15 protein-coding genes are annotated in these 14,431 nt (G+C 53.2%); 5 read left to right on the top strand and 10 right to left on the bottom strand.

Annotation, left to right across the window (positions count from 1 at the left end):
- Positions 1-13: 13 nt before the first annotated feature.
- From potI to ACFL9S_RS02810, 9 genes are all read right to left on the bottom strand, one after another.
- On the bottom strand, positions 14-859 hold the full coding sequence (gene potI, locus ACFL9S_RS02850) for a putrescine ABC transporter permease PotI (RefSeq protein WP_133841077.1): 846 nt from the start codon (positions 857-859) through the stop codon (positions 14-16).
- The gene (gene potH, locus ACFL9S_RS02845; RefSeq protein ID WP_405260188.1) at positions 856-1,815 is read right to left on the bottom strand and encodes a putrescine ABC transporter permease PotH; all 960 of its coding nucleotides are present in this window, start codon (positions 1,813-1,815) and stop codon (positions 856-858) included. Before potH ends, potI begins: the two co-directional genes overlap by 4 nt.
- Before the next feature lie 2 nt (positions 1,816-1,817).
- On the bottom strand, positions 1,818-2,951 hold the full coding sequence (potG, locus tag ACFL9S_RS02840) for a putrescine ABC transporter ATP-binding subunit PotG (RefSeq protein ID WP_405260364.1): 1,134 nt from the start codon (positions 2,949-2,951) through the stop codon (positions 1,818-1,820).
- Between the two features lie 127 nt (positions 2,952-3,078).
- Positions 3,079-4,185: a spermidine/putrescine ABC transporter substrate-binding protein PotF gene (gene potF / locus ACFL9S_RS02835; protein ID WP_405260187.1), complete on the bottom strand. Its 1,107-nt coding sequence runs from the start codon at positions 4,183-4,185 to the stop codon at positions 3,079-3,081.
- Positions 4,186-4,647: 462 nt separating this feature from the next.
- A complete protein-coding gene (locus ACFL9S_RS02830) occupies positions 4,648-5,127 on the bottom strand; it encodes a YbjN domain-containing protein (protein WP_405260186.1) in 480 nt (159 codons plus the stop codon).
- 194 nt (positions 5,128-5,321) lie between these two features.
- The gene (locus tag ACFL9S_RS02825) at positions 5,322-5,897 is read right to left on the bottom strand and encodes a YceI family protein (protein WP_405260185.1); all 576 of its coding nucleotides are present in this window, start codon (positions 5,895-5,897) and stop codon (positions 5,322-5,324) included.
- Between the two features lie 121 nt (positions 5,898-6,018).
- Positions 6,019-6,921: a 30S ribosomal protein S6--L-glutamate ligase gene (gene rimK / locus ACFL9S_RS02820; protein ID WP_405260184.1), complete on the bottom strand. Its 903-nt coding sequence runs from the start codon at positions 6,919-6,921 to the stop codon at positions 6,019-6,021.
- Positions 6,922-6,945: 24 nt separating this feature from the next.
- Positions 6,946-7,668: an oxygen-insensitive NADPH nitroreductase gene (nfsA, locus tag ACFL9S_RS02815; RefSeq protein ID WP_405260183.1), complete on the bottom strand. Its 723-nt coding sequence runs from the start codon at positions 7,666-7,668 to the stop codon at positions 6,946-6,948.
- Positions 7,652-7,939 (bottom strand): YbjC family protein, encoded by a 288-nt coding sequence (locus tag ACFL9S_RS02810; RefSeq protein ID WP_405260182.1) that lies wholly within the window; start codon positions 7,937-7,939, stop codon positions 7,652-7,654. The genes nfsA and ACFL9S_RS02810 overlap by 17 nt, the downstream gene beginning before the upstream one ends.
- Positions 7,940-8,141: 202 nt before the next feature.
- Here ACFL9S_RS02810 and ACFL9S_RS02805 point away from each other — a divergent pair, with 202 nt between their 5' ends.
- Positions 8,142-8,405, top strand: coding sequence for a GrxA family glutaredoxin (locus ACFL9S_RS02805; protein ID WP_405260181.1), 264 nt, complete (start codon positions 8,142-8,144; stop codon positions 8,403-8,405).
- A 185-nt stretch (positions 8,406-8,590) separates the two neighbouring features.
- On the opposite strand, the gene ybjM is transcribed toward ACFL9S_RS02805, so the two are convergent.
- The gene (ybjM, locus tag ACFL9S_RS02800; RefSeq protein ID WP_405260180.1) at positions 8,591-8,971 is read right to left on the bottom strand and encodes an inner membrane protein YbjM; all 381 of its coding nucleotides are present in this window, start codon (positions 8,969-8,971) and stop codon (positions 8,591-8,593) included.
- A gap of 303 nt (positions 8,972-9,274) precedes the next feature.
- Here ybjM and ACFL9S_RS02795 point away from each other — a divergent pair, with 303 nt between their 5' ends.
- The 4 genes from ACFL9S_RS02795 to ACFL9S_RS02780 all read left to right on the top strand — a co-directional run bounded on the left by ACFL9S_RS02795 (position 9,275) and on the right by ACFL9S_RS02780 (position 14,373).
- A complete protein-coding gene (locus tag ACFL9S_RS02795) occupies positions 9,275-10,960 on the top strand; it encodes an aspartate:alanine antiporter (protein WP_405260179.1) in 1,686 nt (561 codons plus the stop codon).
- A gap of 220 nt (positions 10,961-11,180) precedes the next feature.
- A complete protein-coding gene (locus ACFL9S_RS02790; protein WP_405260178.1) occupies positions 11,181-11,921 on the top strand; it encodes a phosphatase PAP2 family protein in 741 nt (246 codons plus the stop codon).
- Positions 11,921-12,526, top strand: coding sequence for an undecaprenyl-diphosphate phosphatase (ybjG, locus tag ACFL9S_RS02785; protein ID WP_405260177.1), 606 nt, complete (start codon positions 11,921-11,923; stop codon positions 12,524-12,526). The genes ACFL9S_RS02790 and ybjG overlap by 1 nt, the downstream gene beginning before the upstream one ends.
- Positions 12,527-13,089: 563 nt before the next feature.
- A complete protein-coding gene (locus tag ACFL9S_RS02780; protein WP_405260176.1) occupies positions 13,090-14,373 on the top strand; it encodes an HAAAP family serine/threonine permease in 1,284 nt (427 codons plus the stop codon).
- Positions 14,374-14,431: the final 58 nt, after the last annotated feature.

The raw sequence follows: 14,431 nt of genomic DNA, 5'->3' as shown, positions 1-14,431 counted from the left end.
TTTATCGTTGCGATCAATGCCCCGCGCGCGCCCTCTGAATATCCTTCAGGCGCTGCTTCTCTTTACTGGCCATCAAGCGCCAGGCAATAAAGCCAACAATCCCCACCACCAGCAGAATCAGAGTCGCCAGCGCGTTAATCTCCGGGTTGATCCCACGGCGCACGGTGGCAAAAATCTGCATCGGTAACGTATTGGCTCCCGGCCCGGTAACGAAGTTGGAGATCACCAGGTCGTCAAGCGACAGGGTGAATGCCAGCAGCCAGCCGGTGACAATCGCCGGGGCAATCATCGGCACGGTGATCACAAAGAACACCTTCAGCGGTGTGGCACCCAGGTCCATCGCGGCTTCTTCAATCGAGCGGTCCAGCTCACGCAGGCGTGAGTTAATCACCACCGCCACATAAGCGGTACAAAAGGTGACGTGGGCCAGCCAGATGGTCAGCATTCCGCGCTCGGCAGGCCAGCCGAAGGCATTCGCCATCGCCACAAACAGCAGCAGCAGCGACAGCCCGGTGATCACATCCGGCATCACCAGCGGTGCCGTCAGGATAAAGGCAAAACCCGTGGAGCCTTTAAAGCGACCGAAGCGTACAATCACCATCGCGGCAATGGTCCCAAGGATCACCGCTGCCGTCGCCGACAGCCCTGCAAGAGAGAGGCTGAGCGTCACCGCCCGGATCATGGCATCGTCGTTAAACAATACCTGATACCAGCGCAGCGAGAAGCCCTCCCATGCCGCCAGCTGCGATGAGTTAAACGAATAAATCACCAGCAGCAGCATCGGCGCGTACAGGAAAAAGAAGCAGACGGCGAGGATAGCAGTACGCCACTTTGAGCGAATAACCGGTAGCTGGCTCATGCATTATCCCCCTCTTTGTTCTGATGTTTATGGAACCAGATAATCGGCAGGATCAGGATCAGCAGAATAATCACCGCCAGCGCCGAGGCGACCGGCCAGTCACGGTTATTAAAGAACTCCATCCACACCACGCGACCAATCATAATACTGTCCGGGCCACCCAGCAGCTCCGGGATCACGTACTCCCCCACCGCCGGAATAAATACCAGCATCGAACCGGCAATAATGCCGCCTTTGGTCAGGGGCACAATCACGCTGAAAAAGGTTCTTATCGGACGGGCGCCGAGATCCAGCGAGGCTTCCACCAGCGAGTAATCGATACGTGTCAGCGCGGTGTAAATCGGTAACACCATAAACGGCAGATAGCAGTAAACAATCCCGATATAAACCGCAAGGTCGGTGTAAAGGATGGTGAGCGGATGATCGATCACGCCCGTCCACATCAGGAAGCGGTTCAGGATACCGTTATTATTGAGGATGCCCATCCACGCGTAAACGCGCACCAGAAACGAGGTCCACGACGGCAGGATCACCAGCAACAGCAGGATATTGCGCGTAGAAGGTGAAGCATGCGCCACCGCCCATGCCAGCGGATAACCCATCGCTAAACAGATCACCGTGGCAATGCCCGCCACCTTCAACGAGTGAAGATAGGCATCAATATACAGCGGATCCTCAGTCAACATCAGATAGTTGCCGAAGTTCAGTGCCATATTCAACTGGCCGTCAGCCCAGCTTAACAGCTCGGTATAAGGCGGGCTGGAACGGGCGATATCGGCGAAACTGATTTTCAGAACAATCAGAAACGGCAGCAGAAACAGCAGCGAGAGCCAGAGATAAGGCAGGCCAATGACCAGCTTACGACCATGCGCCATCGACAGACGCGTCAACAGGCCTTTGATGCCGGTTTGCTGGCCGCTTGGCGGCTCGGGAGGGCGTTCAGAAAATGGATTCATGATTACACCGTTAAGACAACACAGCTATCGGCATCCCAGCACAGACGCACTTCGTCACCCCAGGTCGGGGTATCCTTACGGAAGCGATAGGCATTCTGCAACTGGGCACTGATCATCTGCCCGCTATGCAGGCGCACATGATAAATCGACAGATCGCCAAGGTAGGCAATATGCACCACTTCACCCACGGCAAAATTACAGCCGTCGGCCGGGATCTCATCGCATAACATCACTTTTTCCGGGCGCAGCGCCACAGAGACAGGAACGCCATCCACCACCGACACGTCAGAGGTGACTTTCAACGGATGAATCAGGCCTGGACTCTCAATAATCAGTCCATCTTCCTGACGTTCGCGCAGCAGCCCTTCAAACAGGTTAACTGAACCGATAAATTCGGCGCTGAAACGCGTGGTCGGATGCTCGTAAATCTCTTCCGGTTCACCGATCTGCACAAACTTACCCCGGTTCATGATCGCGATGCGGCCCGCCATCGTCATGGCTTCTTCCTGATCGTGGGTGACCATGACGCAGGTCGCCCCTACGCGCTCAAGGATATCCACGACTTCATGCTGCATACGGTCACGCAGTTTTTTATCCAGCGCGCCCATCGGTTCATCCAGCAGCAACAGCTTAGGGCGCTTTGCCAGGCTACGGGCCAGTGCCACACGCTGGCGCTGACCGCCAGAGAGCTGATGAGGCTTACGTTTGGCAAACTCCTGCATATGCACCAGCGTCAGCATCTCAGCCACACGCTCGGCAATCTCGCCTTTCGGCAGACGATCCTGTTTCAGTCCAAAGGCAATATTCTGCTCCACCGTCATATGGGGGAACAGGGCGTAGGACTGGAACATCATATTAATCGGGCGCTGATACGGCGGCACATGGGAGAGATCCAGGCCATCCAGCACGATTTGCCCCTGGGTCGGCGCTTCAAAACCGGCCAGCATACGCAGCAGCGTTGACTTACCACAGCCTGAGGCTCCCAACAGGGCGAAGATTTCGCCTTTATAAATGGTGAGGTTCACATCATCCACCGCATGCTGACCATCAAACGATTTGGTCAGATTACGGATCTCCAGCAGTGGCGTCAGTGCCTTACCTGCTTTGCTTTGAGGAAGGGGGATCGCGTCATTCACTACCATTATACTCCGGCGCTAAAAGGCGGGGCTGCTGTGCGGGTTTACGTCTGCCCAGGCCTAAAAAAACAAAACAGAGGCCGGTAACCGCGCCTCTGCTGCTTAACGAGTGTGAAACGGTTATTCGTTACTTACCGCTTTTAACTTTAGTCCATGCGCGCGTACGCACACGGTCAAGTTTCGGATCCTGCACCTTCAGGGTGAACAGTTTCGCCATAATTTCAGGGGTTGGATAGATCCCAGGGTTGTCACGAATGGCCGCATCAACAAACGGTAGGGAAGCCTTCACACCGCTGGCGTAAAACACCGTGTTGGAGATCTGCGCCATCACTTTCGGCTCCATCAGGTAGTTAATGAACTGATAGGCTTCATCAACGTTTTTCGCATCTTTCGGGATCGCCAGCATATCGAAGAACGCCAGCGCACCCTGCTTAGGAATGCTGTAAGCGATATTTACGCCGTTCTTCGCTTCGGCAGCACGGTTTTTCGCCTGGAGAATATCGCCTGCCCAGCCGATGGCCACACAGGTATTGCCGTTCGCCAGATCGTTGATGTACTGGGAAGAGTGGAAATAGCGAATGCTCGGACGCAGTTTCAACAGCAGATCGGTTGCCGCTGTATAATCTTTTGCATCGCTGCTGTTCGGATCTTTGCCCATGTAGTTCAACACAGTGGCGAAGATCTCTTCAGGTGCATCGAGGAAGGAGACGCCACAGCTCTTCAGCTTTTCGAGGTTTTCCGGCTTCAGGACCAGATCCCAGCTATCGACCGGGGCATCTTTACCCAGCGCGGCTTTCACTTTCTCAACGTTATAGCCAATCCCGGTGGTCGCCCACAGATAAGGGATCGCATACTTGTTGCCCGGATCGTGCTGCTCGAGCTTTTTCATCAAATCCGGGTCGAGATTTTTATAGTTTGGCAGTTTGCTTCTGTCCAGCGGCTGGAACACACCCGACTGCAGCTGACGCGCAAGGAAGCTGGAGGATGGCACAACGACGTCATAACCGGTGCTACCGGCCATCAGTTTGCCTTCCAGCACTTCATTGGAGTCGAATACGTCGTACACCACTTTAATACCGGTTTGCTTTTCAAAATCCGCCACCGTGCCCGGCGCAATATAATCAGACCAGTTATAAACGTGCAGCGTCTTGTCTGCGGCCAGTGAACCAGCAGAGATCGCCATCAGCGTACCCGCTACCACACCTGACAACCATTTTTTACGTTGGTTGAACATTTTCCATCCTCATGAACAGAGATAAGCTTTTGCCGGGCAGGTGAACCGGTGAACACCTGCCTTCTTGATAGATAATATTTGAAGCATTAGGGCTAAAGAATGAATCATTATTCACCGAGCCGTTAATACTAAAAACCTATATATCTGGGGACGTTGCACGCGTAATGCAGCCACGCAAGAATAGCCCCACTCTCAGGCTCAGACCAGCCCCTAGAGTAAAAAACGCCTTTTATCGATTTTTTATGCATGTTTCCTCTATGTGATACGCCATTCACGGCATAAACAGCGACAGATATCTGGCAATATAGGGCAAAATGCAGAATAAAAAATGGTTGTTGCTTCGCGGAAGGCGGTGTTTAAAACAGCAGTTGATTCAGCTACACAAAGTGGGCGAGGGAAACAGGGTTAAAACGGGCGAAAAGGGTATCCGCCCGCAGGAAAGCATAAAGTGAGAAATGCCGATTAATGCAGCACGGAGTGACCGGTGCTCAGAGGGGGCCGCTCGTCCTCTTCACCGATCATCAGTAGATGATTGGCAAACGCTTCCAGGACGATCATCGAAATTTGTTCTTCGCTCTGCTTCATAAAATGAACAAACTGGCCGTAAGTCAGCCCGGCGGTCACACTCAGCGACTGGCAGACAATCAGTTTTGGCAGATTATCGTCCTGAATATCAAGGAACGCCTTCACCGTCAGCGAGCTGGCGTTAATCTGTGACAGCTCCCCCAACAGCGGGATCAGCGCCGTTGGCTTGACTTCAGCCAGGGCCGAAAACAGGATGACGTTGTCCACCAAATCGAGTTTGGCATCAAACACCCCGTCAAAATTCTGCATATGCGGCAGATGAAGTGCCTGGCATGAATCACACTCAAACCAGGTAATGCTTTGCTGATCCAGCCAACGTCGCAATACGTCGAGATCCGGAACGACGAGTGAATCCATATTCTTTGTCTCTTGCCGCAATAAAATTGCGCCCTAGCTTACGTAAAAACGCCGCCAAAAACCATGATTACGACAGAAATATGACGGCTGCGGCTGGTTTTAAGCATTAACTCAGGGAGGCGCTTCCCGGTCACGCCGCCGGAAGCAACAACAGAGCGCCCCCCCTGCCGCTGCCGCATTCGGGCAGACGGATATTATGGACGGGTGGCGTGCGCCGCAATCGTCAGGTCAATTGCCACCCGGTCATCAACAATTCCGACAAGACGATCGACCCGAAATGCACTGCGGGAAATTGCGGTTGACGCATGCAGTGCCAGCGTTTGTACCTCGGGTGATAACACACCGTGATTATCCAGCGTCGCCTCCATGACGATCGGACGACGAACATCTTTGACGGATAAAAGACCGAACACTCTGAACTGGCCCTGCCCCAGCGCCACCACGCGGCTACTGGTAAACCGAATCCAGGGATAATGAACCGCATCAAAAAACAGGGCGCTTTTCATCTGACTGGTGAGGAGGATGTTTGACGCAACCAGCGTGGCGACCGGTATTTTCACCTCAATATGATCGTCCCAGTCCGCCATGGGATCCAGTGTGACCGTTCCCGTCACCCCCTCTAAATGCGCCTGAGAAAACGCATGACCAAACGCGCGCCAGGACAGCCCGATGGCGGTTTTGTCTGTCGAAATAACATAGGTTTCAGGCGCAGCATACAGAACCGGGCTGATCAGCAGTAAAAAACTCAGAAAGCAGCAAGAACGCATCATCGGTAAACCTCTCTTTAGACGTCATAGCGTAAACACCTGACCGCATGATTTTATTCACCGTGATCTCTGTACTGCCCCTTTACAGCTTCAACCCCCTGTTGGATACGATCTCTTTTTGACGTTAACCCCCCGTTTTCAAACAAAAACCTGGGCGAGCCTGTGCTTCAATCCAGCCGATCATCATCGCCGCAATATCCAGTCCGGTGGTTTTCTCAATGCCTTCCAATCCTGGAGAGGCATTCACTTCCATCACCAGCGGGCCACGGCTGGCACGCAGGATATCCACCCCGGCCACATCCAGCCCGAGCGTGGTGGCCGCTTTAATCGCAATCTCGCGCTCGCTTTCGCTGATCGCCACACGCCGGGCCGTTCCGCCACGATGCAGGTTCGAACGAAAATCGCCCTCTTTCGCCTCGCGTTCAATGGCCCCGACCACTTCCCCGCCAATCACCAGGCAGCGCACATCCCGCCCGCGAGCCTCTTTAATAAACTCCTGCACCAGAATATGCGCATTCAGGCCGCGAAAAGCATCAATCACGCTTTCCGCGGCCTGACGGGTTTCCGCCAGCACCACGCCAATCCCCTGCGTACCTTCCACCAGTTTGACCACCAGCGGCGCGCCCCCCACCATCTCGATCAAATCGCGCGTATCGTCCGGCGAATGAGCAAATCCGGTGATCGGCATCGCGATGCCCGCCCGTGCCAGTAACTGCAACGAGCGCAGCTTGTCACGCGCCCTGGCAATCGCCAGCGATTCATTCAGCGGGTAGCTGCCACACATTTCAAACTGGCGCAGTACCGCCGTGCCGTAAAAAGTCGTGGCCGAACCAATGCGCGGAATAACCGCGTCATAATGTGCCAGCTGGCGGCCACGGTAATGGATAGCCGATGCGCCGGGATTAATATTCATATAGCAGGAGAGTGGGTCAATGACGTCAATACTGTGGCCACGCGCACGCGCGGCCTCCAGCAGACGTTTACAGGAGTAAAGCGAACCATCACGGGAAAGAATAGCAATTTTCACCAATAGCCTCCGGGGCCAAAAGGATTAGCGCGTAGCCCAGCCCTGCTGATGCAGGTAGTCAAGAATAAACGGACGGCTCTCTTTGATCAGCGTCTTCTGAATATGCTCGCTCCAGCTTTCTGAACGGCGGTTGCTGTCACGCGACTGGTAATAGGCCACCAGTTCGCGGTCATATTGTGCCAGCAGCGCAGGGTCGAGCGGCTGATAGCGGTTCTCATGCATTAACAGCCCCGCAGGCATACGCGGTTTGTGGTCCGGGTCCTGCTCCGGGCTGCCCAGGCAAAGGCCAAACAGCGGCAGCACAAACTTCGGCAGGCCCAGCAGCGCCGTCACATCAGCGATATGGTTACGGATGCCGCCAATAAAGCAGCCGCCGAAACCAAGCGATTCGGCAGCGACCAGCGCATTCTGCGCCATCAGTGCCGTGTCTATGCAGCCCAGCAGCAGCTGTTCTGCCAGCCCTAGTTCGGCGTCCGGGCAGATCTGCTGATTACGATTAAAATCGGCGCAGAACACCCAAAACTCAGCGGCCCCGGCAACGTATTGCTGTCCACCGCTCAGAGGCACCAGCGCGTTGCGCGTTTCAGTATCCGTAATGCGGATAATCGAGGAGCATTGTAAAAAACTGGAAGTGGAAGCCGACTGCGCAGCATCAAGGATCGCGGCACGCTGCTCTGCGGTGATAACCTGGTCGCTGTAAGCGCGAATCGAACGGTGTGAACGCAGTAGCTCAATGGTCGGCGTCATGGGAATCTCCTGGTTTGGGCTTATCACGCGAACGGCGCGTGTTAAATAGTTCGGGTGCCATGACCTTCGCGGTCCGCCACATCATGACTGTCGCAGCGGGTAGCATCAGGGCAATACCGGCAAAGATCATCAGCGTTGCGGCAAGTTTACCGGTAAAAGGCGATGGCAAGGGTAGCATTTCATGTAACGTGAGGTAAGACAGGATCAAGAGCAAAATACCGAAGACTTCGAGGACTAGTACCGCCCGGGGCAGTTGACTAAAGGCACGCATAACGGCTCTCCTGCTAATGACGACATTCCTGCTGAATGGGGATATTAAAGCGCAGATTGTGCCCTTGTGCATAGGTGTTGCGAATCAGACTAACAGGTAATTCCTTCTTCCTTTCACCCCAGGATGCGGGCATCATATGCGCCATTGAGCATTGAAATGTGATGTTAATCACATTAAATTCTGACCCTTTGAGGAGAAACCTATGTTTGCAGTGATTTTTGGACGCCCTGGCTGCCCTTACTGTGTTCGCGCGAAAGAGCTGGCTGAAAAACTGACTGAAGAACGTGAAGACTTCAATTTTCGCTATGTGGATATTCACGCCGAAGGGATCACCAAAGCTGACTTAGAAAAAACGGTCGGTAAGCCGGTCGAAACCGTACCGCAGATCTTCCTCGACTCTACCCATATTGGCGGCTGCACCGATTTCGAAGCCTATGCCAAAGAGAATCTGGGCCTGTTCCAGTAATCATCACCGCCTTGCGGTGATGATTACTGTAGGGGTCGATCATCTTTTCCGATCGACCCGTATCACCGCCTTGCGGTGATGATTACCGTAGGGGTCGATCATCTTTTCCGATCGACCCGCATCACCGCAGCCATGATGACCGTAAGGGCCGATCGTTGAGATCGGCCCTTTGCTTTTACGCAACGTTATAAATGCCCTTTCCCATCCTGCTGGTGATGGATAGCCATCAGCGTGCGCCACAGCATCACGCCCAACGTGCCAGACCCGCACCAGAACACTGCACTGGCAATAAATGCAATCTCCTGCCCTAAGCCCACCGAGTTAAAACCATCTGACTGCATCAGCACCAGACAAGGGGGGGACGCCAGTGCGATAGCAATCACCATTGCGGTCAGGGGAGACTCTTTCGAGGTTAGCGCCGCCAGTGCGCCCGGCAACACAAACAGCAGCAGGCCCAACTGAGCATGGCCGATATAATCTGCGGGTAGCGGATAGCGCACGGCGACATAAATCGCACCGTAGAGCGCGCTACAGGCAATCAGGCCTGTCCAACGGATACCTTTCATCCACACGGGAATTTTCTCCAGGTTATTTTTAACCCAATTCAATTCGACGCATCAATTAGCCATTTCATTCACTATGGATAATTGCCGTTTTTGGTCAGAATATTCGATAAAAACAGAACCGGTAACAAATAAGCGTGCCGGAGGCTGGCTGTCAATCTGCATAGCGATTAACATAGTGGCGCAATTTATCTGACTGAGGGTAAGCCCTGTTAACCCACAGCGGATAAATGACGAACACAGGGTGAAATCTAGCGTATAAACCCACTTTCTTCAATAGGTTACTGGTAAACAAGAAGTTAAACCGTGAATATAAACATCGCAGATTTGTTAAGTGGAAATTACATTCTGTTATTATTTGTCGTACTGGCTCTGGGGTTATGTTTAGGCAAACTTCGGTTAGGTTCTGTTCAACTGGGTAATTCTATTGGTGTTTTAGTTGTTTCATTACTGCTCGGCCAGCAGCATTTTTCGATTAATACTGAAGCACTCAACCTCGGCTTTATGTTATTTATTTTTTGTGTCGGAGTTGAAGCCGGGCCGAATTTTTTCTCTATTTTCTTCCGCGATGGAAAAAACTATCTGATGCTGGCGATCGTCATGGTCACCAGTGCGATGGTACTTGCCCTTGGGCTTGGGAAACTGTTCGGCTGGGACATCGGCCTGACTGCCGGGATGCTGGCAGGTTCGATGACCTCCACGCCGGTGCTGGTGGGCGCGGGCGATACCCTGCGACAAACCCTCACCGACAGTAAAAGCCTGACGCTGGCGCAGGATCATCTCAGCCTCGGCTATGCGCTGACCTACCTGATGGGCCTGGTGAGTTTGATTATTGGCGCACGTTATCTGCCAAAATTACAGCATCAGGACCTGCCGACCAGTGCACAACAGATTGCCCGCGAACGTGGACTGGACCCTGACAGCCAGCGCAAAGTCTATCTGCCGGTGATCCGCGCCTATCGCGTTGGCCCGGAGCTGGTCGCCTGGAGTGACGGTAAGAATCTGCGTGAGCTGGGTATCTACCGTCAAACCGGCTGCTACATTGAGCGAATTCGCCGTAATGGCATTCTCGCCAACCCGGACGGCGATGCCCTGCTGCAACCTGGCGATGAAATCTCGCTGGTGGGTTATCCCGACGCGCATTCCCGCCTGGACCCCAGCTTCCGTAACGGCAAAGAAGTGTTCGACCGCGACCTGCTGGATATGCGCATCGTTAACGAAGAGATCGTGGTGAAGAACAACAATGCGGTGAATAAACGTCTGAGCCAGCTGAAGCTCACCGACCACGGCTGCTTCCTTAACCGGGTGATCCGCAGCCAGATCGAAATGCCGATCGACGACAACATCATCCTGAATAAAGGCGATGTGTTGCACATCAGCGGTGAAGCAAGACGCGTGAAGTCCGTCGCGGACCGTATCGGTTTTATCTCGATTCACAGTCAGATGACCGACCTGCTGGCGTTTTGTGCCTTCTTTATCGTCGGGCTGATGATCGGCATGATCACCTTCCAGTTCAGCAGCTTTAATTTCGGCATTGGTAACGCGGCCGGTCTGCTGTTTGCCGGGATTATGCTCGGGTTCCTGCGTGCCAATCATCCGACCTTTGGCTACATTCCGCAGGGCGCGCTAACGATGGTGAAAGAGTTCGGGCTGATGGTGTTTATGGCAGGCGTCGGTTTAAGCGCCGGTAGCGGCATTACTCATGGTCTGGGTGAAACCGGTCTGCTGATGCTGGGTGCCGGGCTGGTGGTCAGTCTGGTGCCAGTGATTATCTGCTTCCTGTTCGGTGCCTGGGTATTGAAGATGAACCGTGCTCTGCTGTTCGGCGCTATTATGGGTGCACGTACCTGTGCCCCGGCGATGGAAATTATAAGCGATACCGCACGCAGTAATATTCCAGCACTGGGCTATGCAGGAACGTATGCCATCGCTAACGTATTACTGACGCTGGCAGGGACATTGATCGTGATAATCTGGCCGATTTTGGGCTGATAAAATAATTAATCAATTTCAGAGAACTTTTATGGCGGCGTGAAGTCTTAATTTATGCCACTGCTTTTCTTTGAAATCCCCATATTGAGGAGCCCGTTAATCTTATGATTTTCGGGTTTTTTTCTTTTCTGCTTCCGCCCGACTTCCCGCTGCCTTCTTAATGTTTCCTTAAGCCCCTCACGGCAAAGTAGCACCATGTTCCTCCGGTCGCCAAAATGTCATGAAATCATCATTAATTCTAAACAAAAGCCAAACGAATCGCGCAATTAAGAGCGATTCTCTTTACCCCTTGCCCACACGCTTTTACCTTAAGCAATTCGTGCTACTGATCCTCAGCGCCATGGTTTTTATCTGGCTGTCACGCAGTGAAAGTCTCGACATGGCGATCACCCGCCTGTGGTTTGACCCGCTGACACAGCAATTCCCGTGGAAGGAGAATGACTGGCTGGATCTGATTAACCATCGCCTGCTGAAACAGGTGGTGGTCGGCGGGGGGATTGTACTGCTTCTGGCTGGCGTAGTGCGCCGCCAGCCACGCTGGATACTGGTGGCATTGATGATGGGCATTGGCCCGCTGGTGGTGGGCGTGCTGAAGGCCACCAGCGCCCACTCCTGTCCGTGGGATCTGGTGGAATTTGGTGGTAAGGCGGTCTCTTACCCACTGTTCGGCGCTGTCCCGGCGCACAGCGGACCGGGTCGCTGTTTCCCCGGCGGCCATGCCTCCAGCGGCTTCAGTGCCCTGGCGCTGTTTTTTCTGTTCTACCCACGACGCGCACGTCTGGCCTGGGCCTGCTGGTGGGTAGCCCTGGTCGTTGGCATGGTAATGGGCTTTGGACAGATTATGCGCGGCGCTCACTTTCTCTCCCACAACCTGTGGGCGGCATGGTGGGTCTGGCTGACGCAATGTGTGACTTTCGGATGCGTGACGTATCTGCTTAACAAGATGAGGAAATCAACATAATGGAAGAGCTGAACCGGGCACTGTTTCTTTGGGTCAACGCCAACGCGGCATCACCCGAATGGGTGATCGACCTGGCCACCTTTATCGCCCGCGATGTGATTGCCATCGTTCCCCTGCTGATCGTCGGCCTGTGGTTGTGGGGGCCTCGCAGCCAGCTCACTTCACAGCGCGTGCTGGTGGTCAAAACCGGCATAGCACTGCTTTACGCCCTGGCAATTTCCTGGTGCCTGGCGCAGCTCTTCCCCCACCCGCGCCCCTTTGCTATCGGTCTGGGCCATCAGTTCCTGTCACATGCGCCGGATGACTCTTACCCCAGCGATCACGGTACGGTGATCTTTACCTTTGCCATTGCTTTTATCTGCTGGCACCGCCTGTGGTCAGGTGCGGTTCTGATGATGACCGGCGCCGCCATTGCATGGTCACGCGTCTATCTGGGCGTACACTGGCCGCTGGATATGCTGGGTGGCATGCTGGTAGGCCTGCTCTCCTGCCTGTTTGCGCAAATATTCTGGCAGTTGTGCGGCGCGACATTGCTGCCTCGACTCTCTTCTCTCTATCGGGCGCTGTTTGCCTTTCCTATCAGTAAAGGCTGGGTACGCGATTAATCCGATATTATGGGTCTGATTATTCAGACCCTTTTTACATTGATGCAGATCACAGCTTTTCCTTTTATTTAAAAAATTCCCCTCTATTTGATGAAAATCACTTTTTGTTTATTGCGCAACATCATCCACTCTTCTCCCGCCTATTATTCTTGTTGCGCAACGCGCTTAAATTAACCACAAATGGCTTTGCAGCCAAAAAATAAAGCATTGATAATTAAAGTGTTATAAAAGACTATGCTGGTATTTCCACCAAACACGCTCACTATTTCACCATCCTAAAATGATAAAAATCAGTGTAAATACCTGTTTAAACACTGATTACCTGGTCAATAACCCCTTCAAAAACCCGCCCTACAGATGTTCACACTAAAAAAGGTGGTGGAAATGTGATTTTGATCACCGGTAACCCTAAAGACAGTGCTTTCTTCTATTTTTTCTAGTGGTAGAGTGTGCGCCATAAAATCAGAGTAATTAATTAAAAGCCGTCATCAGGAGTTAATTCTGATATCGCGGATGAAATACGTTTTAGTTAATTGTTTTAACATTTCAACCCTGGAGAAATCATGGACACATCCCAAACGGCGGTGTTGAGCCCCGAAGCAACGCAGGATGCCAGCGCGTGGCGTAAAACTGACACTATGTGGATGCTCGGCCTGTATGGCACGGCGATTGGTGCGGGCGTGCTGTTTTTGCCCATCAATGCCGGAATCGGTGGCCTGATCCCGCTGATCATCATGGCCGTGCTGGCCTTCCCGATGACCTACTTTGCTCACCGTGGACTTTGCCGTTTTGTCTTGTCTGGCCGTAATCCAGGCGAAGATATTACTGAAGTGGTTGAAGAACATTTTGGCGTCGGTGCCGGTAAGCTGATCACCCTGCTCTACTTCTTCGCCATCTACCCGATCCTGCTGGTGTACAGCGTGGCGATCACCAACACCGTTGAAAGCTTCATGACCCACCAGTTGCAGCTTCAGGCACCGCCACGTGCGCTGCTGTCTCTGATTCTGATTGTTGGTCTGATGATGATTGTGCGTTTTGGTAAAGAGATCATCGTCAAAACCATGAGCGTGCTGGTTTACCCGTTTGTTCTGGTACTGATGGTACTGGCGTTGTACCTGATCCCACACTGGAGCAGCGCAGTTTTCGACAACGTCAGCCTGAGCGGCAGCGGAAAAGGCCTGATGATGACCCTGTGGCTGGCCATCCCGGTCATGGTGTTCTCATTCAACCACTCACCGATTATCTCTGCCTTTGCCGTTGCCAAACGCGAAGAGTACGGCGATCAGGCAGAGCCAAAATGCTCACGCATTCTGGCACGCAGCCATATCATGATGGTGATCACCGTGATGTTCTTCGTGTTCAGCTGCGTACTGAGCCTGACACCGGAAAACCTGGTGGAAGCCAAGTCTCAGAACATCTCTATTCTGTCTTACCTGGCTAACCACTTTGACACCCCGCTGATGGCGTGGCTGGCCCCGATCATTGCGATGGTTGCCATTACTAAATCCTTCCTGGGCCACTATCTGGGCGCACGTGAAGGCTTTAACGGTACGGTGAATAAGATGCTGCGCAGCCGGGGTAAAACCATTGCCGAGCATAAACTGAACCGCTTTACCGCGCTGTTTATGCTGGTGACGACCTGGATTGTGGCAACACTGGATCCAAGCATCCTCGGCCTGATTGAGAGCCTGGGTGGCCCAATCATCGCCGTGCTGCTGTTCCTGATGCCGATGTACGCCATCAACAAAGTTCCGGCGATGCGTAAATACAGCGGTAAGCTGAGCAATGTGTTTGTGGTGCTGGTAGGCCTGGTGGCAATTTCCGCCGCGGCGTATAACCTGATCTGATTTTCACAGGGTCAGGCATGCCTGACCCCTACATAAATTCATCCCGATATGTAGGGGC

Source organism: Erwinia sp. AnSW2-5 (assembly GCF_045107195.1).
GTDB lineage: Bacteria > Pseudomonadota > Gammaproteobacteria > Enterobacterales > Enterobacteriaceae > Erwinia.
This window is presented reverse-complemented; position numbering and strand designations above follow the sequence as displayed.